The organism is Acinetobacter sp. FDAARGOS_724, from assembly GCF_013364475.1.
GTDB classification, from domain to species: Bacteria; Pseudomonadota; Gammaproteobacteria; order Pseudomonadales; family Moraxellaceae; genus Acinetobacter; species Acinetobacter variabilis.
The window spans coordinates 2,246,521-2,269,422 of sequence record NZ_CP054908.1 but is presented as its reverse complement, the minus strand read 5'-3'; the positions used below and the strand labels follow the sequence as shown (position 1 = coordinate 2,269,422).

Sequence of the window (22,902 nt, the reverse complement as noted above, 5' to 3'; positions counted from 1 at the left end):
TTTTTTAATTTCTATTTTTTCATCCTGCACAATATTTAATATCGATGGGTACTTTTCAGTATTACATCGGCCATAAAACAACAAGATCAGGAGTCTATATGGATTTAGACACGATTACACGACAATGTCCTTATGGTGATCAACAACTCACTTATCATGAAGTCGGACAGAAATCCTCATATCCCACCATTATTCTGATTCATGGCACAGGTGGAAATACCGACAAACATTTCAGTTATATTTTCCCCATGCTCGGTATTCATCAGCGGGTTTTATCCATTGATTTGTATACCCCGGATAAAGCCGATCTGGCAGTGACTGATTTTAGTCACCAAGTTGAAGCACTGATCCATCATGCAGTTGAAGAAGATGAAGCTATTACTGTAGTGGGTTATTCACTCGGTGCCGTGATTGCTGCACAAGTGGCTGCAAGTCTTAAACAGCGCGTGGCACGTTTGATTTTGTTAGCCGGTTGGGCAAAAACCAGTTCGGTGCAACAACTACGAACCACCATCTGGCAACAGTTATTTAATGATCAATCTGCAGCATTGCCGCATTTCGTGAATTATTGCCTATATAGCGATGACTATCTGTCAGCTCGTACTGAAAAACAGGTGCTTGATCTGGCACGTTTCGTCAAACCTTCTCAAGATGCAGCTAAACAGCGTGAACTAAATTATCGCATTGATATCACCGCCATTTTGCCGGACATCTCTGCTGAGACCTTGATCGCGGCCTGCCGTGAAGACCGTATGGTGCCTTTAGCGCAAGCAAAATTACTCTTTGCTTCGATTCAGAACAGCCGCTATATCGAAATTTCTTCGGGACATGCGATTCATATTGAAGCGCCAGTGGAAGTGGTGCAACTGATCAACCAGTTTAGCCAGCATCCAGAGCAGTATCTGGCGAATCAAAAAATCCAGCCCATGATGCCTTAAAAAGGAGAAAAATAATGCAAGCTCAAGAACAGCGCAGCAAGATTTTAATTGTAGGCAGCGGTTTTGGTGGCCTAGGAATGGCGATCCGTCTTAAACAGCAGGGCATTCACGATTTTAAAATCACTGAACGTGCAGCAGAAGTAGGCGGAACATGGCGTGATAACACCTATCCCGGTGTCGCCTGTGATGTACCATCGCATTTATATTCTTTCTCGTTTATTAAAAACCCTAACTGGTCACGTGTCTTTCCGCAAGGGGCAGAAATTCAGCGTTATTTAATACAATGCTGTGATCAGGAAAATATCCGACCACATATTGATTTTCATACACAACTGGAAAAAGCCAGCTGGAATACCGAAAAACGTATATGGGAAATCCAGACCTCTAACGGTTTGTATCAGGCAGATTTTTTAATTACAGCAACCGGGCATCTGGCAGATGAACATCTGCCACAAATTCCGGGATTGGATGAATTTCAAGGTCAGGTGATGCATTCTGCACGCTGGAATCACGAAGTGAATCTGGATAATCAGCATGTGGTCGTCGTAGGTTCAGGCGCTTCTGCCATCCAGCTTGTACCGGAAATTGCCAAAACAGCAAAAAGTCTGACCGTATTGCAACGTAGTGCACCGTATATCTTGCCGCGACCGGACCGACCTTATTCTGAGTCAGAAAAACAGCTTTTCCGCAAAGATCCGGACAGCATGTCGGCGTTAAGACATTCCTTGTTCTGGGGTAATGAATACAATTTTGCCCAGCGCCGTAATCTGAAAAGCCAGATCGAGCGGGTCAAAAAAAACTGCCTACAATTCTTGAAACACCAGATTCCAGATTCTGAATTACAGCGAAAACTTACACCGAATTATGAACCCGGCTGCAAGCGTTTATTGCTGTCCAATGATTATTATCCGACTTTTCTAAAACCGAATGTCACGCTTGAAGATTCAGCTTTGGCTCAAGTGAATAAGGATGGCGTGATAAGCAAGTCCGGCAATAAATTTCCTGCAGATATTATTGTCTTTGCTACCGGATTTGAAGCAGCACGACCACCTTATGCCGCAAAGGTAGTGGGTAAACATGGCCTAAGCTTGGAGCAGCAATGGTCTAGTGGTATGCAGGGTTATCAATCTACGACAGTCCATAATTTTCCAAACCTGTTCATTCTGAATGGTCCCAATACCGGAAGTGGGCATAACTCAGCGCTTTATTTCCTGGAAACCCAATTTGATCTGGTACTGGACGCCTTGCAATTTTTTGAACAGCAACAGATTCAGGTTTTTGAAGCCGATCAGAACGCCGAAAATTGCTATATGCAGGAATTACAGCAACTTTCCCAAGGCAGTGTCTGGTTATCAGAAAGCTGTCAAAGCTGGTATCTGGACCCGGTGAGTCGCAAACTGACTTTGGTCTGGCCGGATTATGCACATTCTTTCAGAGATAAAAACCAGCATTTTATTCGCAGTGGTTACCATTATGAATATATAGAAAATGCTCAGAGAAAAGTTGTCTGATTTTTAAATTTATTCATTAAAAAAACCAGTCTATTTGACTGGTTTTTTATCAAAAGATGATAGAGATTAATCTGCTTTTTGCGGATCATATAAGCGATCACGTATAAACAGTGCAGGAATCGGACCGCAAATAAAATAGGCACCTGCCATTACCAGTAGACCCGTTCCAATGAAGCTTTCAGTCATATACATGGCATTAATGGCAAATGGCATACCATACAAGAGGCCGAACATGAGCATCAGGTACAAAATATTGGTCGGTGTATTGAAATAAATTACAATCGGAAGAAACAGGGCTGTGCCCATGGTTCCAAAAGCGAACAAGGCACGTCGTCCGAAACGATCTGCCAGAATCCCAGCGACGATCTTGGCAAAAATCATGATCATAAACGTGCCAACCATATAGCCAGTCATGGCCTTAAAGCTGATGCCCAAATCCGATTCGAGATAGGCAGGTAACCAGTTACTTAAACCGGTATAACCAAATTGCAGGGCACCTGCACTTAAAATCCATAGTAAAAACATCCAGCGGTGATTTTTATCTTTGAGAATGACTTTATAAGGATTCTCTTTTTTCACCTTAACTTTGCTAGCTGCTTCCTGACGTTTTAATTCACGTGAACGTAGCCATGAATCCGGCTCAGGAACAAGAAAATAAAGCAGAAAAGCCAGAACGATCGGGCAAATGGTAATCCAGTACAGCATACGCCAGCCATATTCAGGAATGATCCAGCCTGCCAGTAAAGTTGCACATAATGAACCTAAGGTAAGACCGGTCATAAGTGCCGCCAGAACAGTCGTCCGGTATTTTGTCGGAACATATTCTGACATTAAGGTATTACAGGCAATATACAGGGAACCTAGCCCAATGGCTGCAATACTGCGGATAATTAAAAACTGATGATAAGATTCTACAAAGCCCAAAGTGCAGGATAAGCTGGAAGCAAGAATCATATAAAATACAATAACTTTTACCCGGCCAAAACGGTCACAGGCCCAACCGCCAATCACTCCACCGACCAGACTCCAGCTCCCTAAGGCACCTGCCTGAACTGTGGTTAAATTAAATTCAGCTTTGATACTGGTGAGGCTATAGGCCAAGAAAGCCAGATCAACACCGTCTGCAAGTAAAATAAGAAAACATAGAATAAACGCGGTCATCCATATTTTTTAGGCTGAACTGTGACTCGTTCAGCTTCTAGCACTGAAGTTTCATACGTCATCATCGACATCCTTTTCTTGTTACGTTGTTGTTTTATAAGAATGAATCCACATTCTTTTGTTGCTTTTACTGATTTATTATTTCGCTATAAGAAATGTCATATTGTTAATTAATAAAATATATCCAAATAATTAGCTATAAAACTCTTGATTTTATTTGTAAAAATTTGAAATTAGCCAAATATTGCATTGATTTGGGAGGAAAGATAACGTTATCATGTTTTAATCAAAATAAAGTTTCACGATACAAAATAAATTTTAAAATCAAGGATAGGAGTGCTGTAATGACTAGTCAGCCATGGATGGAAGAATATAAAAAATGGAACGTCAATCCGGAATTTACCCGGCCTGACCCTGATAAAACTTTGAGCATGACAATTGCTGAGAATCTACTTAAGTTTAAAGATAAGACTGCATTTTTTTATCTGGATCGAAAGTTCAGCTATCAGGAGATTGATGTTTATAGCCAGAAACTGGCTACTTACCTACAGAATCTAGGCCTGCCAGCAGGTAGCCGAATCGCGGTGATGTTGCCGAATATTATTCAATATCCGATTGCGACTTTCGCGATTATTCGCGCAGGTTATATTCTGGTGAATGTAAACCCGATGTACACCCAACGCGAGCTGTATCATCAAGTGCAGGATTCAGGAGCAGAAACCTTGATTATTCTGGGCTCAACCTTAGAACAGTTAAATAATCTGGATGAATGTCCTGCGCTGAAACATGTTATTTCTACCCATCCGCTCGATTTTATTCAGGATCAGCCGATATCAATTTATAGCCAAATGGAGCAATATCCAGAAAAACAGTTTTCTGACTTTAAACAGGCGATTGATCAGGTACAGGTGATTGATTTTGTAGCCCCTGTACAGCAGCAGGAAGATACCGTTATCCTGCAATATACTGGTGGGACTACAGGTGTTTCCAAAGGTGCTGAGCTCAGTCATCGCAATATCTTATTTAATATTGCCCAGAACAGTACGGTGTTTATCAGCCATTTTGGCGATCGTTATGCCACAGAAGATGAATATGTATTTTGTGCCTTGCCGCTGTATCACATTTATGGTTTTACCATCTGCCTGTTCAGTTATGGACTAAGTCGAGGTTTTGCCAATGTGCTGATTCCAAATCCAAGAGATCTGGACGCTTTAGTGGATCAATATCATAAACATCCTCCGACGGTGTTTCCGGGCGTGAATACCATGTTTAATGCATTGGCTCATCATCCACGTTTCCGCGAGCTGGATCACTCACGCCTAAAAACCACGACAGGCGGTGGTGCATCTGTTTTAAAAAACACGGCAGAATTATGGTATGAAGTCACAGGCTGTCATATCTATGAAGGCTACGGTCTTTCTGAGACCTCACCAACGGCAACATTTAACCCGCCTTTAAGCAAGCGCTTTAGCAGTAGTATTGGCTTGCCATTGGCAGGCACAGAAATTCAGATTCTGGATGATGAAGGAAAACCTGTAGCACTTCATCAGGCTGGAGAAATTGCTATTCGCGGCCCTCAGGTGATGAAAGGTTACTGGAAGCAACCGGAAGCAACAGCACAGGTATTTACCAAAGATGGTTTCTTCCTGACAGGTGATATCGGCTGTATGGATGAGAAGGGTTATATCACCATTCTGGACCGTAAAAAGGACATGATCCTGGTCTCCGGCTTTAATGTCTATCCAAATGAGTTGGAAGGTATTTTATCTAAACATCCTAAAGTACTGGAATGTGCCGTCATTGGGGTGGATGATGAAAAATCTGGACAAGTTCCGAAAGCCTTTATTGTAAAACAGGATACCAGTCTGACCGAGAATGAAGTCATGACCTATCTGAGACTACAATTGACCAGTTATAAGCTGCCAAAATATATCGAGTTTGTGTCTGGATTGCCAAAATCTGCAGTCGGTAAAATTGTACGTCGTGAGTTGCCTAAAACCGTGCAGCCGGATGCTAAAGCCTGTTAAGGAATGCCATAGTCAAAATAAAAAAGGAATCTTTCGATCACTGCTGTCCCATAGTTTGCTTTAAATAAAAAAACCTGAGTCCTAACAGTTAAAATATGAGTGCAAACAAACTGCATCAACAGCAGCAGTAGCGAATTAGAAGTTCGGCATAAAACTAATAAAAACCCTGATGTGACATCACATCAGGGTTTTTAACCAGTAAATAAATAACTGGCCTACAATGACTTATATCTGGATGAAATCTTATTTTAATAACTTTAACAGCGCCTCAGCCGTTGCGGCAGAAGATGCCGGATTCTGTCCGGTAATTAACAGGCCATCTTGCTGTACATGCACCTGCCAGTCCTCAGCCTTGGAATACTGTCCGCCTTTTTCTTTTAGTGTATCTTCAACTAAAAATGGCACAATATCAGTCAGGCCAACACCATCTTCTTCGGTATTACTAAAGCCAGTCACTGATTTACCTTCGACAATAGGTCGGCCTTCTGCATTTTTAACATCGCGAAGTACACCCGGTGCATGACAGACAAGTGCCACAGGTTTATTAGCCTGTAGAGTCTGTTCAATTAAGGAAATAGAATGCTGGTCCTTGGCCAGGTCCCATAACGGTCCATGACCGCCCGGATAAAAGACCGCATCAAAATCCTGATTTAGCACTTCACTTAATTTATGCGTATTGGCAAGTGCCCGCATGGCTACTTCATCTGCTTCAAAACGTTTGGTTGTTTCGGTTTGTGCATCAGGTTCATTACTTTTTGGATCAAGTGGTGGCTGGTCACCAGCAGGAGAGGCTAACGTTACGTCTGCGCCTGCATCAATAAAAGTGTAGTAAGGCGCGGCGAGTTCTTCGAGCCAGAATCCGGTTTTTTTACCCGTTTCGCCAAGTTGATCATGGGAGGTTAATACAATCAGAATTTTCATATTTTTCCTTGAAATTATCTTGAATGACTTGATGAAATAACAAAATAGAGGAAAGAATCTGAATACCTGAGGCCATCAGACTTTTTCGATTGCTTAAAAATAAAAGAAATAAAATCTAGCTAGATAGTAGAAATGATGCTATATCAATAGCATCACTTTTCTTGAATTTTAGACAGTTTAGCCTTTCTTTTTCTTGCCACCGCCGTCCTGCTTATTCACAGTCGACCAGGCAATACGTTCTGCTTCGTCTTCAGAACGACCACGATCTTTTTCACTGTCTTCAATATGCTTAGCCTGCCGTTTTTGCTTTTCGGTATAAGCCGATTTATCACCTCTAGACATTTTACTATCCTCATCAGGTAGGGTCTTAAATCACTATAACAAGGGATGATTTTGGCGCGGGTAATCATCTGTCAGGATTTGTTTGAATTGTTTTATAGCTTTAAGATGAATTTTATTGATATTCATCAAATTCTGTCCTTTGAAAGGTGTCTGAATCTAAAACATATCAAGTAATTAATAAAAAAGTAGATAACGACCTAAAAGACCGCTATCTACTTTCAAACTTTGATTAGCCGTTAATAATACTGCCGCCATTTACATGAATGACCTGACCTGAAATATAGCTGGCTTCTTCACTGGCCAGAAATAAATAGGCAGGAGCGACCTCACTCGGTTGTCCCATACGTCCCATTGGTGTCTGTTTACCAAAATCTTGCAGTTGTTCTTCATCAAAGCTACTTGGAATGAGTGGTGTCCAGATTGGGCCTGGTGCAACACCATTCACACGAATTCCGGTTTTATTTTTCGCCAGATTGGTAGATAAGCTACGGGTAAAAGAAGTAATCGCGCCTTTGGTACTCGAATAGTCTATCAACGTGTCATGCCCATGATAGCTGGTGATACTGGTCGTATTAATAATACTGTCACCTGCCTGCATATGCGGAAGCACCGCCTGAGTTAGATGAAACATGGACAGGATATTGACATTAAAGGTCTTGAATAACTGGTCTGGAGAAATATCAGTAATACTGTCCTGCGGATACTGTACACCTGCATTATTTACCAGAATATTAATGGTTTTAAATTCCTGAAGGGTCTGCTCAACCATTTTTTTGATTTCATCAGGATGCTGTAAATCGCATTGAATCAACAGGCAACGGCGTCCTTCTGCTTCAACCATTTTTTTGGTATCAAGCGCATCTCGGTCTTCATCCAGATAGCAAATGGCAATATCGGCACCTTCGCGGGCAAACAATACTGATACAGAGCGACCGATCCCGCTGTCACCACCTGTAATGAGTGCTACTTTGCCTTTTAATTTATCGCTACCTTTATAATTTTCTTTAATGACTTCCGGGGTAGGATCCATTTTAGTCTGGTCACCCGGTTGATGAGCCTGGGTTTCAGTTGAAGCTGGAGTTTCAGGATAGTTATTCATATTTTTTCCTTGATTGCTCTTGATGAAAAAATATATTAGGAGCTTTTAGTTGGGATTAAATTAGACTCAACATTTCATAACAGAACCTGTGCAAGATTTAGCATTTATACATTTAGCTTAAATTGACACTTTAAAACTGTATGTTCGAGTTATTTAAAGTCGACTTCTAGAATGAAATATCGGGTTTCTTTTTAAGAAATTGCTCGGCCCTCATTACAGAACCTGCCTTGTTACTGGCCGATGAACCAACCGGGAACCTGGATACCCAGACCGCGTCTGAAGTTTTTGAACTGTTTCGTAAAGTAAATAAGGAACAGGGCTGTGCCATTTTGCTGGTGACTCATGATCTGCGCTTGTCTGTTAGTTGTGACCGCACTATCAAGTTAGTTGACGGTCTGATTCAAAGTGATACCAAAACAGCTCCAGCAGATATTCCTGAAAGTACTTAACTTTTAAATAGTTAAGAAGTTTTATTCTTCAATTATAGATAAATGAAGATTTTTCTTATCACTTAAGCCTTGCAATAAAGCTGATATAAGGTTTGCATCAGGGTGAGTAATTTGGGGTCGGAAAGCTGATAAAAAATCTGTTTGCCTTCACGACGCGTGCTGACCATTTCGGCTTTTCGGAGTACGGTAAGTTGTTGCGAGAGAGTAGGTTGGTGAATATCAGTTTGTAGCTCAATCTGTTGTACATTCATTTCACTATCGACCAGTACACATAGAATTTTCAGACGGTCAGAATTCGACAACACTTTTAAGCGTTCGCTCACCACATGAGCCTGAGAAAAATCAATACGTGTCTGAGATTCATCTGCTGTCATATAAAAACCTGTATTTGTATTACTCACGCAATATTCAAAAACTGTCTTGATTAATATTTTTAATTATATAATATAAAAATATATATTGTAAGTAGGATATGCTCATGCATGACTTTTTGGCAGCGTTTCTCGGTGGATTACTGCTTGGTCTTTCAGTGGTCGGCTATCTGTATGTCAATGGCCATATTGCGGGCGTGAGTGGTTTGGTTGGGCAAGTACTTAATCGAAAGACGATTTTCAAAACTCCTGCGGTCTGGTTTTTAGCAGGACTATTTATAGTTCCATTTATCTACGGCGTTTTGTTTCAGCCAGAAATTGAGCTGAATGCCAGCCCATGGATGATGGTCATTGCCGGTTTGCTGGTCGGTTTTGGTACACGTTTAGGCTCAGGTTGTACCAGTGGGCATGGCATCTGTGGGATTAGCCGTCTGTCAAATCGCTCCTTTGTTGCGACCGGGTCTTTTATGCTGGCGGGATTTATCACGGTTTATGTTGTTCGTCATCTGATTGGAGCTATCTAAATGAAAAATCTATTCGCTTTTCTATTTGGTGGCCTGTTTTCAGTCGGCTTAATGCTCTCAGGCATGTCTAATCCTGAAAAAGTTCTGGATTTTCTGGATCTGTTTGGGGATTGGGATGCCAGCCTTGCCTTTGTCATGATGGGGGCTATTCTGGTGGCTTTTATTCCTTTCCAGAAAGCTAAACATAATCCAAATCCAACCACTTTATTTAATGAATCCATTGATTTACCAAAGCATCAAAAGATTGACCCTAAACTGTTGTCGGGTAGTTTATTATTTGGTATCGGTTGGGGAATTGCAGGCATTTGTCCGGCACCCAGTTTTACCCTGATTGGTTTGGGACATTATCAAGCCTTGTATTTTATCGCAGCTATGATGTTTGGGGTCTGGATTCACCGTAAATGGGCAGGAGTATAAATATGACACAGCAGTCACACGTCAAAGCATTTTTTGATAAAAATACCAATACTTTTAGTTATGTAGTGAGTGATCCTCAAACTGCCCAATGTGCCATTATTGATAGCGTGCTGGATTACGATGCTGCGTCTGCCACCACATCGACCGAGCATGCCGATCAGATGATTGCCTATGTAAAATCACAAGGTTTGACCGTGGAATGGATTCTGGAAACCCATGTTCATGCTGATCATCTGACAGCCGCCCCATATCTGAAACAGCAATTAGGCGGCAAGATTGCAATCAGTAAGAAAATTTCGCTGGTGCAGGAAACTTTTGCCGAGATTTATCATCTGGACATGAAACAGATCAATGCGCATCAGCCTTTTGACTATCTGTTTGAAGATGGTGAGCATTTCAAGATTGGAGAACTGGAAGTTTATAATATTCCTACACCTGGCCATACACCTGCCTGTTTAAGCTATATGATTGGTGATGCCGTCTTTGTAGGGGATACACTGTTTATGCCTGACTATGGAACGGCTCGTTGTGATTTTCCAAATGGCAGTGCCTCGGTTTTATATGATTCTGTTCACAAGCTATTTCAACTCCCGGAAAGTACCCGGGTATTTCTATGTCATGACTATTTGCCAGAGTCACGTCATGAATATCAATGTGAAACGACGATTCAGCAGCAAAAACAGCAAAACGTTCATATCCGTGAAGGGATTAGCAAATCTGAATTTGTACAGATGCGAGAGCAGCGTGATGCGGGTCTAACTATGCCTAAACTGATTTTGCCTGCGATCCAGATCAATATGAATGGAGGACAGTTTCCAATGCCAGAAAACAATGGTGTGTCTTATTTGAAGCTGCCGCTAAATTATTTTAAGAAGTGATCAATTTATCAGGAACAAAATATTAATCTTTAAATTAAGCGCTTATAGAGTTTGCGAATTTTAATATTCCACCTTATGCTATTTGGGTTAACTCATTTTTATATTTTCAGGGTGCATCGTGCTCAGACAGTTCTTTAAACAGATCTGGTTTGTGATGCTTATGGTCTTCGCCGTAGGCTGGAGCGGCATGTCTGTTGCTTCAGTAAAAACGATGCATCTGGAAACGTTAGCGAAGCAGATGAGTTCCCATTGTCAGGAAATGGCAAAAATAGAGAAGTTACATAGCCAGCATCAAGCTATGCATGGTTCTGCTCATGATATGAGTCAGGACATGGATTGCCACTCCGACTTAAACGAGCACAAAGATGACTGTCCGGATTGTATTTATAGCTCTTGCCATAACCTGAGTGGCTGGATCGATGTGGAAATTTCGAAGTTAACTCTCCCTGAGATTCATGCCTTAGAAACCACTTTTATCTCTAGTTATCAAGCCAAGCACCTTGCCGGGTATTGGCAGGAAATACTGCGCCCACCTAAGGCTTAATCCTCGTTATTTATATTTTAATAAATCAAGGATTAAGTTATGTCGATTAAAATTAGTCAAAGCCTATTATTGGGCTTAAGTTTAGTGATCTCTTCTTCATTATTTGCTGCTGTAAAAGAATATCAGCTGGTTATTGATGAAGGTCCAGTCAATCTCACCGGTAAAACGGTACAACGTATTACAGTTAACGGTAAATTTCCTGCACCTTTACTGGAATTTGAGGAAGGTGATGAAGCTGTTATTCGCGTCAAAAACAAGCTAAAAAATAAAGAAAGTTCTCTTCATTGGCATGGTTTATTGCTACCCGGCCTGATGGATGGTGTCCCGGGTTTTAACGGGTTTCAGGGCATTGCACCTGATCAGGAATTTGTCTATCGCTTTAAAATTCGTCAGAGTGGAACCTACTGGTATCATGCCCATTCCAAGGGTCAGGAACAGGACGGCCTTTATGGCGCCTTTGTGATCTATCCCAAAAACCAGGCGGAAGTTCCTGCACATGAGCATACCGAGCGTGATTATGTGGTCATGCTTTCAGAATTTCATGAGCAGTCCGGCCAGCAGATCATGAATAATTTAAAAAAATCTGCCGAGTATTATCAAAATCAGCGTGAAACTCTGGGCGATGTTTTTCAGCAAATCAAACGGGAAGGGCTTAAAGCCACCTGGAATGATCGCAAAATGTGGAATCAGATGCGCATGCTGAAAACCGATCTGTCTGATGTAACCGGCTATACCTTTTTGGTGAATGGAAAAACGCCTGAACAGAACTGGATGGCACAGTTTAAACCGAATGAAAAAGTGCGACTGCGTTTTATCAATGCCTCTGCCATGTCATTTTTCGATGTGCGTATTCCACAGTTAAAAATGACAGTGGTCAGTGCAGACGGGCAGCCTGTCAAACCTGTAGTTGTCGATGAATTCCGCATTGGTGCCGCAGAAACCTATGATGTGATTGTGGAGCCCGCTGCGGAACACTATCAGATTGAAGCTGAATCGATTGACCGTTCTGGTTTTGCGATTGGCAGCTTACAGAATGAGTTAAAGCCAGTTCATCATGCCATACACAAACCTATATCCCGTCCTCGTGCCTTATTGACTATGGAAGATATGGGACATGGCAACATGCAGGGTGAAGAACACGAGCAGATGAATCATCAGAATCATGCTAGTCATGACATAAATGTCAAAACAGCTACTAAACATTCGATGATGGGGCATGAGCAACATGCATCAGCCAAAGTGATCGAGCAAGGGGAAGATAATCATGCCGAGCATTCAGATACTTCATCCGCTATAGATCATGTGAATCACTCAAATATGACCGGGCATATGCAACATGAAAAAGACGCCAAAACTTCTACGCAGCAACCAGTTTACGGCTGGGCTAATGCCTCTACACCGGTAGGGCATAAAGCTTTGCAATATAGCGATCTAAAATCTTTGACCCCGCAAAAAGATATTCGCGAAGCAGAAAGCGAATTGGTGATTCGTTTAGGCGGCACCATGGAACGGTATATCTGGACCATGAACGGCAAAAAATTTAATGAAGCAGAGCCGCTCAAAGTGAAATTTGGGGAACGGATCAGGCTGAAATTTATCAATGACAGTATGATGGCGCATCCAATGCATTTACATGGCATGTTCATGCAGCTCGAAAATGGCCAGTCTGCAATAGATATGCCGAATAAACATACAGTGATTGTCCCACCTGGAAAAACCGTTACGACTTTGCTGACTGCAAATGAACTAGGTGAATGGGCGATTCATTGTCATCTGCTGTATCACATGACTGCCGGCATGATGAATAAACTGATTGTAGCAAATGTTCAGGAAAATGGCGTTTCGACTCAGGATACTGTGCGAGAAGATCATTCCAATCATCACATGCCAAAACCAGCAGAAAAACAAGGAGATGCTCATGCGCACCATTAATCTTTGTTTGAAACCTGTTTTGGCTAGTGTATTGGCGTTGGGAAATATTGCTGTTTTTGCTGAAGAAAGTTCTCAACAGCATGCTGATCATTCGATGCATCATCAACAATCACTCCAATCGTCAGAGCATCATTTAACTTCAGTAGCACCGGAAGTTGCTGAAAATTTAATTCCAGATTCAGCTTCAACCTATTCCAATGAGCATGATCATCGCAAGGAACATGGAGGGCAAATTTATAAGTGGGTCAAACTGGACAATACATGGATCAAAAATTCAGAAGGTGAGGGAGGTTTACAGTCTGAGAATGAGCTTCGGATTGGCACGGATGAAAATAAACTGTTCATTAAACTCAAAGCTGACAAACAAGAATCCAGAACAACAGAATATGCAGTCCAAACTCTGTATAGCCGGAATATTTCAGATTTCTGGGATGCTCAGGCGGGTCTTCGTTATCGTCAGGAAAGTTTGGGGCAGCCTAATGCTGGGCAAGATAGTGAACATGTAGATGCAGTGTTTGGATTCCATGGACTGGCCCCGTATTTCTTTGAAACCAATACACATCTGTATCTTGGTGAAGATGATTTTATCGGGCTTGAATTGGAAACAGAACGTGATCTGCTACTCACACAAAAACTGATTTTGCAGCCTTATTTTGAAGTTAACCTCATTCTGAAGGATAAAGCAGCCAATGCCAAAAAGACTGGAATAAGTCATGCAGCATTCGGTCTGGAAACTCGTTATGAGATTAATAAGAAGATCATGCCTTATCTTGATATTGCTTATGAATATTCCAAGGGCAATGAGAAAACCTCATGGCAGGACGCATCTGATTCTGAACAGGGCTGGCGTTATGGAATCGGTTTAAGAATGATGTTCTAAACAGATATGTATATAAGCTAATATTTATGAGGCGGAAAAATCATTTTCTCGCCTCATATACTCAGTTATATCTTATTCTTAAGGCCTTTATAAACTTTTAAATTTTTCTTTGTTTTAAATTATTCACCTTCAGAATAAATATAAATACGATTGGACTTATAAAAACCCAAAGTGCCATAAAGCTAATACTACTACTGAATTGAGTTCGTAAAAGGGACAATACCAATAGTAAAAGACTGCCTGAGATCAATTTAACGATGACCGGATAACTCACAAGAAAAGAATATCGAGATTGTCTGGTTTTTAAAATCTGTTTTTCACTCACTGCATAAAAACCAAAACAGGCCATCCAGATCAGTCCTACTATTGCCATCCATATCATGAGGAAGACTCCTGCTGTGCAGTTTTAAGCTTGGCCTGAATTTTATGAACAGCTTTTTGCTGGATAGGTGTAATTTTCTGATGTAGGAAGTAAGCGAGAAGTGCCAAGATCCAGAGCATCAGATCGATACGCAAAAACAGCCAATAGTTTGCAAAAGAATCCAGATAATGCTGAGACCATAAATAATATAGGTCGATGAATGGAAGCATAAAAGCGGTACAGATGAGAATTTTAAGCTGCGTTTTCCATAAATGCTGTTGTGGCGTTAAACAGGCCAAGATAAAACTACTCAGCCAAATACTAAAGAAGATATAGATTTCATAATTTGTTGTGCCTACAGGAATGTGAATCAAACGGTTTGCATAAAGATAAGCCAGCATGGCAATAGGTAAACCAATTATCATGGTGATATTCAGACGATTCACCAGATAATATCCAAAGTGAAAACGATCCGATTTTTTCTGCATCTGCCGTTTCAGGCTCCAGAGCAATAATCCGGAAGCGATCATGGCACAGCCTAATATGCCTGAGAAAAATAGGGCTAAACGTAAAACAGGTTCAGCAAAACGTGCCATGTGCAAACCATATACTCCGGCATTCAGGGTAGCAATTGCACTGTCATTACGAGTGTTTTCAAGCAATTTGCCCGTCGTCGCATTTAATACGAGTTGTGCCTGATTGCGGGTAATAGAATGATCTTTCAATTCGGTTAAGGTAATCTTTGCCAGCTGGGTATTCGGCTGCTTCACGGTAATATTGTCAAATTCTGATTTTCCCCAGTGCTGCTGCGCCGTAGTGATAAAATGTTGAATCGGTAACATCTCCGTTTTAATGGGCATAGCAGAGGGAGCAAGCACATTTTTGGTTCGGATTTCTTCAAAATATTGAAATGGATTTTCTGGATATAGCTGCTTCATGCCAGAAGGCAAAACAATATAAAAGAAAATAGCCAGTCCAGTAAAAGTCGTAGTTAAAAAGAACGGTAGCGCAATGACGGAACTGACATTATGAAAATCCAGATAGGAACGTTGTCCTTTAAAAGCTCTCAGAGTAAAGAAGTCGGTCAGAATTTTTTTATGAGTAATGATTCCGGAAATCAGGGTCATCAACATGATGAATGCAGCAATGGTGACAATCAGACGGCTAATGGTATAAGGTACGCCATATAGCTGAAAATGAAAGTTATAGAAAAAATCTCCGCCCTGTGTAGCCGAAAGCGTTAATTCCTTACCTGTCATAGCATCCAAGGTTTTAAGTTGATAAGCACCCTCTGCAGTTTGCCAATAAATTTTATTAACCGGTAAATCCTGATTCGCTACCCCGATATACCAGTTCTGTGCATCAGGTGCATGTTGCTGTAAATAGCTATAAGCAGTTTTTAAAGCAATTTCCTGGTTAACCTGCATCGTGGCAAATTGTGGCTGCATCCACATTGTAATTTCATGGCGATAATAAGTGACCGCACCTGTTAAAAAGATCGCGAAGAGGAGCCAGCCAAAACTTAAACCTAGCCATGAATGTAGCCATGCCATAGATTGACGGACAGATTTATGCATGGTTTAACCTATGAAGCGGGAAATGACAAATAAAACAATGAGAGGAATCAGGCTATAGACTGAAAGTGTTTTAAGACTTTGGATACAGAATATTCCAATCACAAAACAGACATAAAAAATGAGGGCAATAAAGGCAGCCAGATAAACCGATTCAGCTTTAGGTAAACTCGCCTGTAAAAAATAGGCCAGATCGAGAGCAATCAGATAACTACATAAATAACCAATACCAAAGCTCATGCCTAATCGATACAGGATAGCAAGTGGCTGAAGGGTAGGAATCATGGAAAGGCCTTTATATGAATCTGTATAAATAAATATTGAGGTAACTTAATGCACGAAGCTTAAAGTAGTGACCAGGTACTGTTTCTTATACACTTGCTGATTTAATTTTCCTGTCTTGTCTACTTCTTGACTCACCTCTAGTACATATTGACCCTTCCATGGCGTAGCAATATTAATTTGGCCATGCTTGTTGGTCGTATAGTTTTTAAGCCAGTGCTGTGGGGAATAGACAGTCACTTTTACATCCGCAGCGGGTTTACCCTGATACAGTACCGTAAATGTATTGCTGTTGATCTGGGTTGGGACAATATCCAGTTCGGACTCTGCTTTCAAGTTTTGTCTGCCGGATTTGGCATGATAGCTCAGCAATGATTCTCCATAGATCAGTTCATGATGGAGCTCTACATCTGCTTGATCTTTTGTAGAGTAGACCAGATGATCCTGGTGTAGTTGGGGACTAAATTGTTTTTTAGTCTGAATCGCTTTTGCTTGGCTGAATGACTTTAAGGCACCTTCTTGAGTCTCTTTGAGCTGTTCACTATATTCACCAAAGAATGCATGTGTTTTTGCATCTGAAGCACGTTCTAGCCAAAGCATATGGGCCTGAGTAGAAAGGGTCATTGACAGTCCAATTGTCAAAGTAATGATTTTTTTCATGAATTCTGCCTGATTATTGTTTGCATATAAGAAAATGAGCTCCGAATATTCTTTCAAAGCTCAAGCGAAAAATTAATATTTGAATTTTACGGCCACACTGTAATTTGCCGGTGCACCATAGAAGCCTTGCTGATTCGGGAAATTAAATAAGTATTTTTCATTAGTCAGATTATTCCCGTTGGCCTGCAAAGTAATGTGATCATTGAGTTCATAACTGGCCATCAGATTCACAAGCGCATAGGCATCCTGTTCAATGACTCCAGCTTTCTGGGTAATCACTCCATTGGTGGTTGCTTCAGGCACATCCAGATAGGTTTGATCCTGCCACTGCACACCAAGACCCAGTTTCAGTTTTGGAAGTTGTGGCACCTGATAGGTAGTTAAAAGATTAAAAGACTGGGTTGGATTGAAGGTACGCGCATCACCGCCATTGATCAGATCTTTCAGGCTAAACTGGGTATAACCAAAGCTTAAGTTAAAATGGTCGGTCAGTTGTCCCGCCAAGCCAAACTCGTAGCCTTGGGAACGCAGGTCACTGACCTGAGTTGTGCGTAAAGTCGGGATACCATCAGAATCACGAAGTGGATAATTACTTTGCTCCGTTCTGAACACAGCCATGCTGGCGGTAAGCTTATCATCTAGCCAAGAACCTTTGACTCCGACTTCATAGCTTTCACCTTCGATCGGTTTGTTAATGCTGCCATTATCTGCTTTGGTGGTTTGCGGACGGAAAATCGAGGTATAACTCAGATAGCCTGTATATTCAGGGCTAAAATTATAGGTCAGACCGGCATAGGGTAAAACTTTATCTTCATCATAAACAGTATCTTTTCCATAACTACTGCCACTGCTTTCAGCCTGAACGTAGTTCACACCTAAAAGCAGTTTCAGATCATCATTCAGATGCAGTCGGGTCGCAGCATAAAGGCTCTGGTTCTTCTGCCGGATATGCATTTCACCCCTGGTTTTCGACATATCCCAGCTTGGTTCTTCGGGTGTAAAGCTGGCTAAATCTGTGGTCAGCGGATTGACAAAGCTGCCAGCATAACCCAATTCATCCAGACGATTTTTGGCCCAGACATAGCCCAATGAGGCTTCATGGCGTTGTCCCCAAAGCGGATAGGTGCCGCTAAAACTCAAGCTGGCTTGTTGTTCTTTATTGTCATCAATATACATGCCTGGATATAAGAAAATACCTGAAGTACCGTCAGCACCAGGTTTACCGGACAGGAATAAAAGTTTTGAATCCCGGTCAGTCCGTTTTTCCTCATAACTCAGTTTAGCTTTCCAATCAGCACCAAGTTGTTGTTCGATCTCGGCAAAATAGTTTTTAATATTACTGTCCCAGTAGGCCCAGTCCGGACTGTAATTATAATTTCTTGAATAGCTTAACTGTTCACCTTCAGTATTGATTAAAGGATTGGAACCCCAATTGACACCATTTGGATTATGATTCGTTTCGGTATAACCAGCAGTTATTAAGGTCGAATCAGTCAGGTCAGCCTCAACAACTGCACCAATGCAATTTTTTTCGAGTTCATAGTGATCCAGATAACTATCACCTGTCTGCTGATAGCCAAATACTCGGCCTCTGATTTTTCCATCCTGTGTCAGGGGAGAGGAAACATCTGCTTCATAACGTTGGGTATTCCATGAACCATAACTGGTATTAAACGCGGCTTGAAGCTCCTGAGTAGGGCGTTTTCGAATCATATTAATGGTAGCGCCCGGATCGCCAATACCATTATTTAAGGCATTTGCACCTTTAACGATCTCAATACGGTCAAATAAAAAGCTGTCTGGATTGTCATTATTGTAGTTATAGCCTTCAAGCGGAATCCCAACGCCGTCTACCAATACGTTTGAGATTTCAAAACCACGTGATAGATAGGAAGTTCGTTCGGTCTCCTGGTTACTTACAGTGATCCCCGGTGAGTTACGGAGTACATCACGGGTATTATCCAGTGCAAAGTCATCTAATTGTTGACGCGTCACTACATTCACTGTTTGTGGCGTTTCCTTAAGAGGAATATTTAGTTTAGAAGCTGTTGCAGAATTTTGAATAATATAGCTTTTAGTCTGTTCAGAGCTTTCTGTTGTTTGTGCTGCATCAGTGACTATCGTGATGGTAGGAAGCTGCTGACTATTTTCTGCAAAACTTTGCTGGGTCAGCAAAATGGCAAAACTGAGCAAAGATAGCTTGAAAGTTGGATGATTGGTATAAAACATTTTAATGAATGTAAATGATAATGATTATCGCTAATGTTATTGATTAGATATTTTTAAATCAATCTAAATACAATAGGAAATTTAAATTAAAAATTACTCATTGATAGAGGAATACTTTGCAGTTAAAGCAGATTAAAAGAAGGGATTAAGATTTTGCTTAAAATAAAACGATTCATTTTAGTAAAATAATATTTAAATTATTGATTTCATATTAATTTTAAATTTATAAAGTATATTTGCTAAATATTTTTCATGTATAGAATGCGATTAATGCTCAAATATAAAAAGAAAAATGAAATAAAAAAAAGCCATCACATTGATGGCTTTTTATAAATGGAATTGATCAATAAGTTTTATAAGGCAAGAACTTGCCAGACAATACGACATTGACGCGGTCGCCATTCGGATTTTCTTCGCGTTGAATATCCATACTAAAATCAATCGCGCTCATAATACCGTCACCGAATTCTTCATGAATCAGTTCTTTAATGGTAGAACCATATACATTCACCACTTCATACCAACGGTAAATTAAAGGATCAGTCGGTACGCTGGTTGGCAGGGAACCTTTATATGGCACGATCTGTAGCCATGCAACGGCTTCATCACTTAAGCCAAAAATCTGACCAATCTTTTCTGCTTGCTCTTTATTAAACGCCATCTGACCTAAACATGCAGCGGTTACCCATTCTTTAGAAAGACCAATCTCTTTGGCAACATCTGACCACTTAATTGACTTTAAAACTTTCGCTGAAATGATCATGTCAGTTACTTGCTGACGATGGGTAATCATAATCCTCTCCAAATTATTCTCAAATGAATGTATGCAGAACGGATAATGCAGATATCATGCCAACAGCATTCTAGAGTTCATGCTAAATAGAAAATGAATATTTAAGCGATTGTTAATTATTTGTGGCACAGCTTTTGCTTCTGTTTCGATACACATGGCAACGACGCCATTCACCATTACCTGTTCTAATATTCAAGGCAACGGCGCCTAAGGTCTTCAGTGATCTTAGGCGTCTTTTTTTCGAAAAACAGGTCCGTATATTGAAAAAGAGGACGACAACATGGCATATCTTGCTCCTGCGGAGTTTGCAAAAAAAGTAGTAGATGCGGGTGAATCCAAGCTTCATATGGCAACCCGTGATGTTCTGATTCGTGCCTTTATGGCAGGTGCGATTTTGGCCTTGGCAGCCGTATTTGCAATTACGATTGCAGTGCAAACTGGTGTGCCACTGATTGGCGCATTACTGTTTCCTGTTGGCTTCTGCATGTTGTATTTATTGGGCTATGACTTGCTGACTGGGGTATTTGTATTGACACCGCTGGCATGGCTGGATAAACGTCCTGGCGTTACCTGGGCACGCATTTTAAAAAACTGGGGGCTGGTATTTTTAGGTAACTTTACTGGGTGTTTAGTCGTTGCAGTCCTGATGGCTGCGGTTTATACCATGGGCTTTGCAACTGATCCGAATCCAGTTGGTGAAAAAATTTCTCATATCGGTGAAGACCGGACCTTGGGTTATGCGGCTTATGGTTTCTCAGGTTGGATGACTATTTTTATTCGCGGCATGCTGTGTAACTGGATGGTGTCTTTAGGTGTGATTGGCGCAATGATGTCAACTACGGTGAGTGGCAAGTTTATCGCAATGTGGATGCCAGTGATGCTGTTCTTTGCCATGGGCTTTGAACATTCAGTGGTAAACATGTTCCTGTTCCCATTTGCCATGATGATGGGTGGTGACTTCTCGATTGCAGATTATTTCCTGTGGAATGAATTACCGGTTGCTTTAGGTAATCTGGTCGGTGGTTTAGCCTTAACAGGTCTGGCACTTTACACCACACATGTACGTACTGGCGCGAAAAAAGAATTCTAATAATGAATCATTTTTAAAGGGATCAATATGATCCCTTTTTTGAGTTTTTAATATGAAAAAAACATTAAAAGTCGCTATTGGACAATATTCTACGGCTGGTATTAAAGATCAGAATCAGGATTTTTATGGCATCTTTTTACCAGAAGGTCATGTACTGAAGCAAAAAGGTATAGCTTGTGCGATTGCCGACGGGATCGGTAGTAGCAATGTCAGTCACATTGCCGCAGAAACAGCCGTTAGCAGTTTTCTCTCTGATTATTATTCGACTTCGGATGCCTGGAGCACTCAGACTTCAGCAGCACGGGTGATTCGTGCCACTAATTCATGGTTATATGCACAAACTCAACAAAGTCAGGGACGTTTCGATAAAGATCGGGGCTATGTCTGTACCTTATCCGCACTTATTTTAAAGCAGCATCAGGCGCATATTTTTCACGTCGGTGATAGTCGTATTTATCGAATCCGAGATGGTGAAATTGAATTATTAACCCATGATCATCGCGTCTGTCTGTCTTCGACAGAACATTATCTCAGTCGTGCCTTAGGCGTGGATTATCGTATTGAAATTGATTATCAAAGCCTTGAACTAAAAGAAAAAGATGTCTTTCTACTCATGACTGATGGGATTTATGAGTTTGTTACAGACCAACAATTATTAGATTTCACCTTAGCAGCAGATCACTTAAATCAACTTGCCAAATTCCTGGTTGAACAGGCTTTAAAACAGGGCAGTGATGATAATTTAAGTCTTCAAGTGCTCCGTATTGAGCAGTTGCCTGAACCAGATCAGTTTTATATGTACCAGGATTATGTCTTTCCACCCCAGCTCAGCAAAGGTGAAGCATTTGAAGGCTATGCCATTGACAAAATCCTGCACCAAAATCACCGCAGTTGCCTGTATTTGGCACACGATCATGATCGGCAACCGCTAGTGATTAAAACTCTGGCAGTAGATTTACAACAAGATGAACAGGCTGTTGAACAGTTTCAACTTGAAGACTGGGTTTCAAAGCGTCTTAAGCACGAAAATCTGCTGCAATGTTATACGCATCAATCAGAGAAAAAATATTTATTCCAGAGTTATGAATATTTGCAGGGAGAAACCTTAGATCGCTGGCTGCATCAACAGAAAAAGCCTTTGCAGATGGAAGGTATTCTCCCTATTTTGCAGCAAACAGCATTGGCCTTAAATGCAATGCACCGACTGGAAATGTTGCATCAAGATGTACGTCCTGAAAATATCATGGTCTTAAACGTTGATAATACACTTAAAGTCAAACTGATTGATTATGGTTCAACTGCTGTACGAGGTTTAGTCGAAATTAATCCTAAACATGTGAATCGGCCACTTGGTACCTTGGCATTTATGGCACCTGAATATTTCATTGAACATTCACCATCCGTGCAGTCTGATCAATTTTCTTTGGCGGCAATGGCTTATTATTTACTGACTAAACAGCTTCCTTATGGTACAGATTTGGCTCGTTGTAATACGCTGAAGCAGCTGAAGAAAGTTCAATATCATTCCATTCAAAAATATCGGCCAGATTTACCACTTTGGTTAGACCAGATTCTAAAAAAGGCTCTGAGTATCGAGCCAATGTATCGTTATGAGGCATTGACTGAATTGATCCATGATCTGGAACACCCATCCAAGGAATTATTAAAATCCAAAGCCCCTACCATTATTGAACGTGATCCTTTACGTTTCTGGAAAATCAGTTGTGCTGTATTAGGACTTTTACTTTTATTAAGTATTGCATGGCCATTTATTTAAGAAGGTTGGATCGAATATAAGTAAAAAAATTAGACAGCGTTCTATGCTTTGGGCAGCTTGCGTCACTAGTATATTTACGGCAATCAATCCACAACCAGAAACTACAAGAACTATATCATTACGATTTCAACCACCTTTTAAA

At 40.9% G+C, this 22,902-nt stretch carries 21 protein-coding genes and 1 pseudogene; 12 read left to right on the top strand and 10 right to left on the bottom strand.

What is annotated here, in order from left to right; translation table 11 throughout:
* The first annotated feature begins 98 nt into the window (after nt 1-98).
* A complete protein-coding gene (locus FOC32_RS12060) occupies nt 99-938 on the top strand; it encodes an alpha/beta fold hydrolase (RefSeq protein ID WP_175967636.1) in 840 nt (279 codons plus the stop codon).
* 14 nt (nt 939-952) lie between these two features.
* Complete coding sequence (locus tag FOC32_RS12055; RefSeq protein WP_175967634.1) at nt 953-2,449, top strand: flavin-containing monooxygenase; 1,497 nt, start codon at nt 953-955, stop codon at nt 2,447-2,449.
* 66 nt (nt 2,450-2,515) lie between these two features.
* Here FOC32_RS12055 and FOC32_RS12050 read toward each other — a convergent pair whose 3' ends face one another.
* Nucleotides 2,516-3,610 (bottom strand): MFS transporter, encoded by a 1,095-nt coding sequence (locus tag FOC32_RS12050; RefSeq protein WP_175967632.1) that lies wholly within the window; start codon nt 3,608-3,610, stop codon nt 2,516-2,518.
* 344 nt (nt 3,611-3,954) lie between these two features.
* Here FOC32_RS12050 and FOC32_RS12045 point away from each other — a divergent pair, with 344 nt between their 5' ends.
* Nucleotides 3,955-5,637 carry an AMP-binding protein gene (locus tag FOC32_RS12045; RefSeq protein WP_175967630.1) on the top strand — a complete coding sequence of 561 codons (1,683 nt, stop codon included), beginning with the start codon at nt 3,955-3,957 and terminating at the stop codon, nt 5,635-5,637.
* 243 nt (nt 5,638-5,880) lie between these two features.
* Here FOC32_RS12045 and FOC32_RS12040 read toward each other — a convergent pair whose 3' ends face one another.
* The 3 genes from FOC32_RS12040 to FOC32_RS12030 all read right to left on the bottom strand — a co-directional run bounded on the left by FOC32_RS12040 (nt 5,881) and on the right by FOC32_RS12030 (nt 7,999).
* Nucleotides 5,881-6,558, bottom strand: coding sequence for a type 1 glutamine amidotransferase domain-containing protein (locus FOC32_RS12040; RefSeq protein ID WP_175967628.1), 678 nt, complete (start codon nt 6,556-6,558; stop codon nt 5,881-5,883).
* A 177-nt stretch (nt 6,559-6,735) separates the two neighbouring features.
* The gene (locus FOC32_RS12035) at nt 6,736-6,900 is read right to left on the bottom strand and encodes a hypothetical protein (RefSeq protein WP_004785734.1); all 165 of its coding nucleotides are present in this window, start codon (nt 6,898-6,900) and stop codon (nt 6,736-6,738) included.
* A gap of 229 nt (nt 6,901-7,129) precedes the next feature.
* Nucleotides 7,130-7,999 carry an SDR family oxidoreductase gene (locus tag FOC32_RS12030; protein WP_175967626.1) on the bottom strand — a complete coding sequence of 290 codons (870 nt, stop codon included), beginning with the start codon at nt 7,997-7,999 and terminating at the stop codon, nt 7,130-7,132.
* Between the two features lie 170 nt (nt 8,000-8,169).
* On the opposite strand from FOC32_RS12030, the pseudogene FOC32_RS12025 reads away from it, so the two are divergent.
* Nucleotides 8,170-8,448 (top strand): annotated as a pseudogene (locus FOC32_RS12025) (ABC transporter ATP-binding protein); the annotation flags it as partial.
* 62 nt (nt 8,449-8,510) lie between these two features.
* Here the strand turns inward: FOC32_RS12025 and FOC32_RS12020 are convergent.
* Nucleotides 8,511-8,822, bottom strand: coding sequence for an ArsR/SmtB family transcription factor (locus tag FOC32_RS12020; RefSeq protein ID WP_005235664.1), 312 nt, complete (start codon nt 8,820-8,822; stop codon nt 8,511-8,513).
* A 104-nt stretch (nt 8,823-8,926) separates the two neighbouring features.
* Here FOC32_RS12020 and FOC32_RS12015 point away from each other — a divergent pair, with 104 nt between their 5' ends.
* The 6 genes from FOC32_RS12015 to FOC32_RS11990 all read left to right on the top strand — a co-directional run bounded on the left by FOC32_RS12015 (nt 8,927) and on the right by FOC32_RS11990 (nt 13,994).
* Nucleotides 8,927-9,343, top strand: a complete 417-nt coding sequence (locus FOC32_RS12015) for a YeeE/YedE family protein (protein WP_175967622.1) — start codon at nt 8,927-8,929, stop codon at nt 9,341-9,343.
* Nucleotides 9,344-9,760 (top strand): DUF6691 family protein, encoded by a 417-nt coding sequence (locus tag FOC32_RS12010; RefSeq protein ID WP_005235658.1) that lies wholly within the window; start codon nt 9,344-9,346, stop codon nt 9,758-9,760.
* A 2-nt stretch (nt 9,761-9,762) separates the two neighbouring features.
* Nucleotides 9,763-10,638, top strand: coding sequence for an MBL fold metallo-hydrolase (locus FOC32_RS12005; protein ID WP_175967620.1), 876 nt, complete (start codon nt 9,763-9,765; stop codon nt 10,636-10,638).
* Nucleotides 10,639-10,756: 118 nt separating this feature from the next.
* Nucleotides 10,757-11,182, top strand: coding sequence for a hypothetical protein (locus FOC32_RS12000; RefSeq protein ID WP_175967618.1), 426 nt, complete (start codon nt 10,757-10,759; stop codon nt 11,180-11,182).
* Between the two features lie 39 nt (nt 11,183-11,221).
* A complete protein-coding gene (locus FOC32_RS11995; protein ID WP_034170884.1) occupies nt 11,222-13,114 on the top strand; it encodes a copper resistance system multicopper oxidase in 1,893 nt (630 codons plus the stop codon).
* Nucleotides 13,101-13,994, top strand: coding sequence for a copper resistance protein B (locus FOC32_RS11990; protein ID WP_175967616.1), 894 nt, complete (start codon nt 13,101-13,103; stop codon nt 13,992-13,994). The genes FOC32_RS11995 and FOC32_RS11990 overlap by 14 nt, the downstream gene beginning before the upstream one ends.
* A gap of 378 nt (nt 13,995-14,372) precedes the next feature.
* On the opposite strand, the gene FOC32_RS11985 is transcribed toward FOC32_RS11990, so the two are convergent.
* The 5 genes from FOC32_RS11985 to cynS all read right to left on the bottom strand — a co-directional run bounded on the left by FOC32_RS11985 (nt 14,373) and on the right by cynS (nt 19,893).
* Entirely contained in the window at nt 14,373-15,932 is a 1,560-nt protein-coding gene (locus FOC32_RS11985; protein WP_175967614.1) for a PepSY-associated TM helix domain-containing protein, read from the bottom strand.
* Between the two features lie 3 nt (nt 15,933-15,935).
* Nucleotides 15,936-16,214, bottom strand: a complete 279-nt coding sequence (locus FOC32_RS11980; RefSeq protein ID WP_004785757.1) for a hypothetical protein — start codon at nt 16,212-16,214, stop codon at nt 15,936-15,938.
* A 45-nt stretch (nt 16,215-16,259) separates the two neighbouring features.
* Nucleotides 16,260-16,871, bottom strand: coding sequence for a DUF4198 domain-containing protein (locus FOC32_RS11975; protein WP_104426132.1), 612 nt, complete (start codon nt 16,869-16,871; stop codon nt 16,260-16,262).
* A 72-nt stretch (nt 16,872-16,943) separates the two neighbouring features.
* Nucleotides 16,944-19,100: a TonB-dependent siderophore receptor gene (locus FOC32_RS11970; protein ID WP_175967612.1), complete on the bottom strand. Its 2,157-nt coding sequence runs from the start codon at nt 19,098-19,100 to the stop codon at nt 16,944-16,946.
* 343 nt (nt 19,101-19,443) lie between these two features.
* Complete coding sequence (gene cynS, locus FOC32_RS11965; RefSeq protein WP_004785763.1) at nt 19,444-19,893, bottom strand: cyanase; 450 nt, start codon at nt 19,891-19,893, stop codon at nt 19,444-19,446.
* A 280-nt stretch (nt 19,894-20,173) separates the two neighbouring features.
* Here cynS and FOC32_RS11960 point away from each other — a divergent pair, with 280 nt between their 5' ends.
* Together FOC32_RS11960 and FOC32_RS11955 are read left to right on the top strand one after the other, a co-directional pair.
* On the top strand, nt 20,174-20,983 hold the full coding sequence (locus FOC32_RS11960) for a formate/nitrite transporter family protein (RefSeq protein WP_104426134.1): 810 nt from the start codon (nt 20,174-20,176) through the stop codon (nt 20,981-20,983).
* Nucleotides 20,984-21,035: 52 nt separating this feature from the next.
* Nucleotides 21,036-22,760 (top strand): bifunctional protein-serine/threonine kinase/phosphatase, encoded by a 1,725-nt coding sequence (locus FOC32_RS11955; RefSeq protein ID WP_175967611.1) that lies wholly within the window; start codon nt 21,036-21,038, stop codon nt 22,758-22,760.
* Nucleotides 22,761-22,902 lie beyond the last annotated feature (142 nt).

What these genes read in the sequence shown, in the direction of transcription:
- FOC32_RS12045 (WP_175967630.1), top strand. Translation starts at nt 3,955, where the DNA reads ATGACTAGTCAGCCATGGATGGAAGAATATAAAAAATGGAACGTCAAT.
- FOC32_RS11995 (WP_034170884.1), top strand. Translation starts at nt 11,222, where the DNA reads ATGTCGATTAAAATTAGTCAAAGCCTATTATTGGGCTTAAGTTTAGTG.
- FOC32_RS11980 (WP_004785757.1), bottom strand. Translation starts at nt 16,214, where the DNA reads ATGATTCCTACCCTTCAGCCACTTGCTATCCTGTATCGATTAGGCATG.
- FOC32_RS12030 (WP_175967626.1), bottom strand. Translation starts at nt 7,999, where the DNA reads ATGAATAACTATCCTGAAACTCCAGCTTCAACTGAAACCCAGGCTCAT.
- FOC32_RS11975 (WP_104426132.1), bottom strand. Translation starts at nt 16,871, where the DNA reads ATGAAAAAAATCATTACTTTGACAATTGGACTGTCAATGACCCTTTCT.
- FOC32_RS11970 (WP_175967612.1), bottom strand. Translation starts at nt 19,100, where the DNA reads ATGTTTTATACCAATCATCCAACTTTCAAGCTATCTTTGCTCAGTTTT.
- FOC32_RS12050 (WP_175967632.1), bottom strand. Translation starts at nt 3,610, where the DNA reads ATGACCGCGTTTATTCTATGTTTTCTTATTTTACTTGCAGACGGTGTT.
- FOC32_RS12005 (WP_175967620.1), top strand. Translation starts at nt 9,763, where the DNA reads ATGACACAGCAGTCACACGTCAAAGCATTTTTTGATAAAAATACCAAT.
- FOC32_RS12060 (WP_175967636.1), top strand. Translation starts at nt 99, where the DNA reads ATGGATTTAGACACGATTACACGACAATGTCCTTATGGTGATCAACAA.
- FOC32_RS11960 (WP_104426134.1), top strand. Translation starts at nt 20,174, where the DNA reads ATGGCATATCTTGCTCCTGCGGAGTTTGCAAAAAAAGTAGTAGATGCG.
- cynS (WP_004785763.1), bottom strand. Translation starts at nt 19,893, where the DNA reads ATGATTACCCATCGTCAGCAAGTAACTGACATGATCATTTCAGCGAAA.
- FOC32_RS12040 (WP_175967628.1), bottom strand. Translation starts at nt 6,558, where the DNA reads ATGAAAATTCTGATTGTATTAACCTCCCATGATCAACTTGGCGAAACG.
- FOC32_RS11985 (WP_175967614.1), bottom strand. Translation starts at nt 15,932, where the DNA reads ATGCATAAATCTGTCCGTCAATCTATGGCATGGCTACATTCATGGCTA.
- FOC32_RS12010 (WP_005235658.1), top strand. Translation starts at nt 9,344, where the DNA reads ATGAAAAATCTATTCGCTTTTCTATTTGGTGGCCTGTTTTCAGTCGGC.
- FOC32_RS11990 (WP_175967616.1), top strand. Translation starts at nt 13,101, where the DNA reads ATGCGCACCATTAATCTTTGTTTGAAACCTGTTTTGGCTAGTGTATTG.
- FOC32_RS12015 (WP_175967622.1), top strand. Translation starts at nt 8,927, where the DNA reads ATGCATGACTTTTTGGCAGCGTTTCTCGGTGGATTACTGCTTGGTCTT.
- FOC32_RS12055 (WP_175967634.1), top strand. Translation starts at nt 953, where the DNA reads ATGCAAGCTCAAGAACAGCGCAGCAAGATTTTAATTGTAGGCAGCGGT.
- FOC32_RS12020 (WP_005235664.1), bottom strand. Translation starts at nt 8,822, where the DNA reads ATGACAGCAGATGAATCTCAGACACGTATTGATTTTTCTCAGGCTCAT.
- FOC32_RS11955 (WP_175967611.1), top strand. Translation starts at nt 21,036, where the DNA reads ATGAAAAAAACATTAAAAGTCGCTATTGGACAATATTCTACGGCTGGT.
- FOC32_RS12035 (WP_004785734.1), bottom strand. Translation starts at nt 6,900, where the DNA reads ATGTCTAGAGGTGATAAATCGGCTTATACCGAAAAGCAAAAACGGCAG.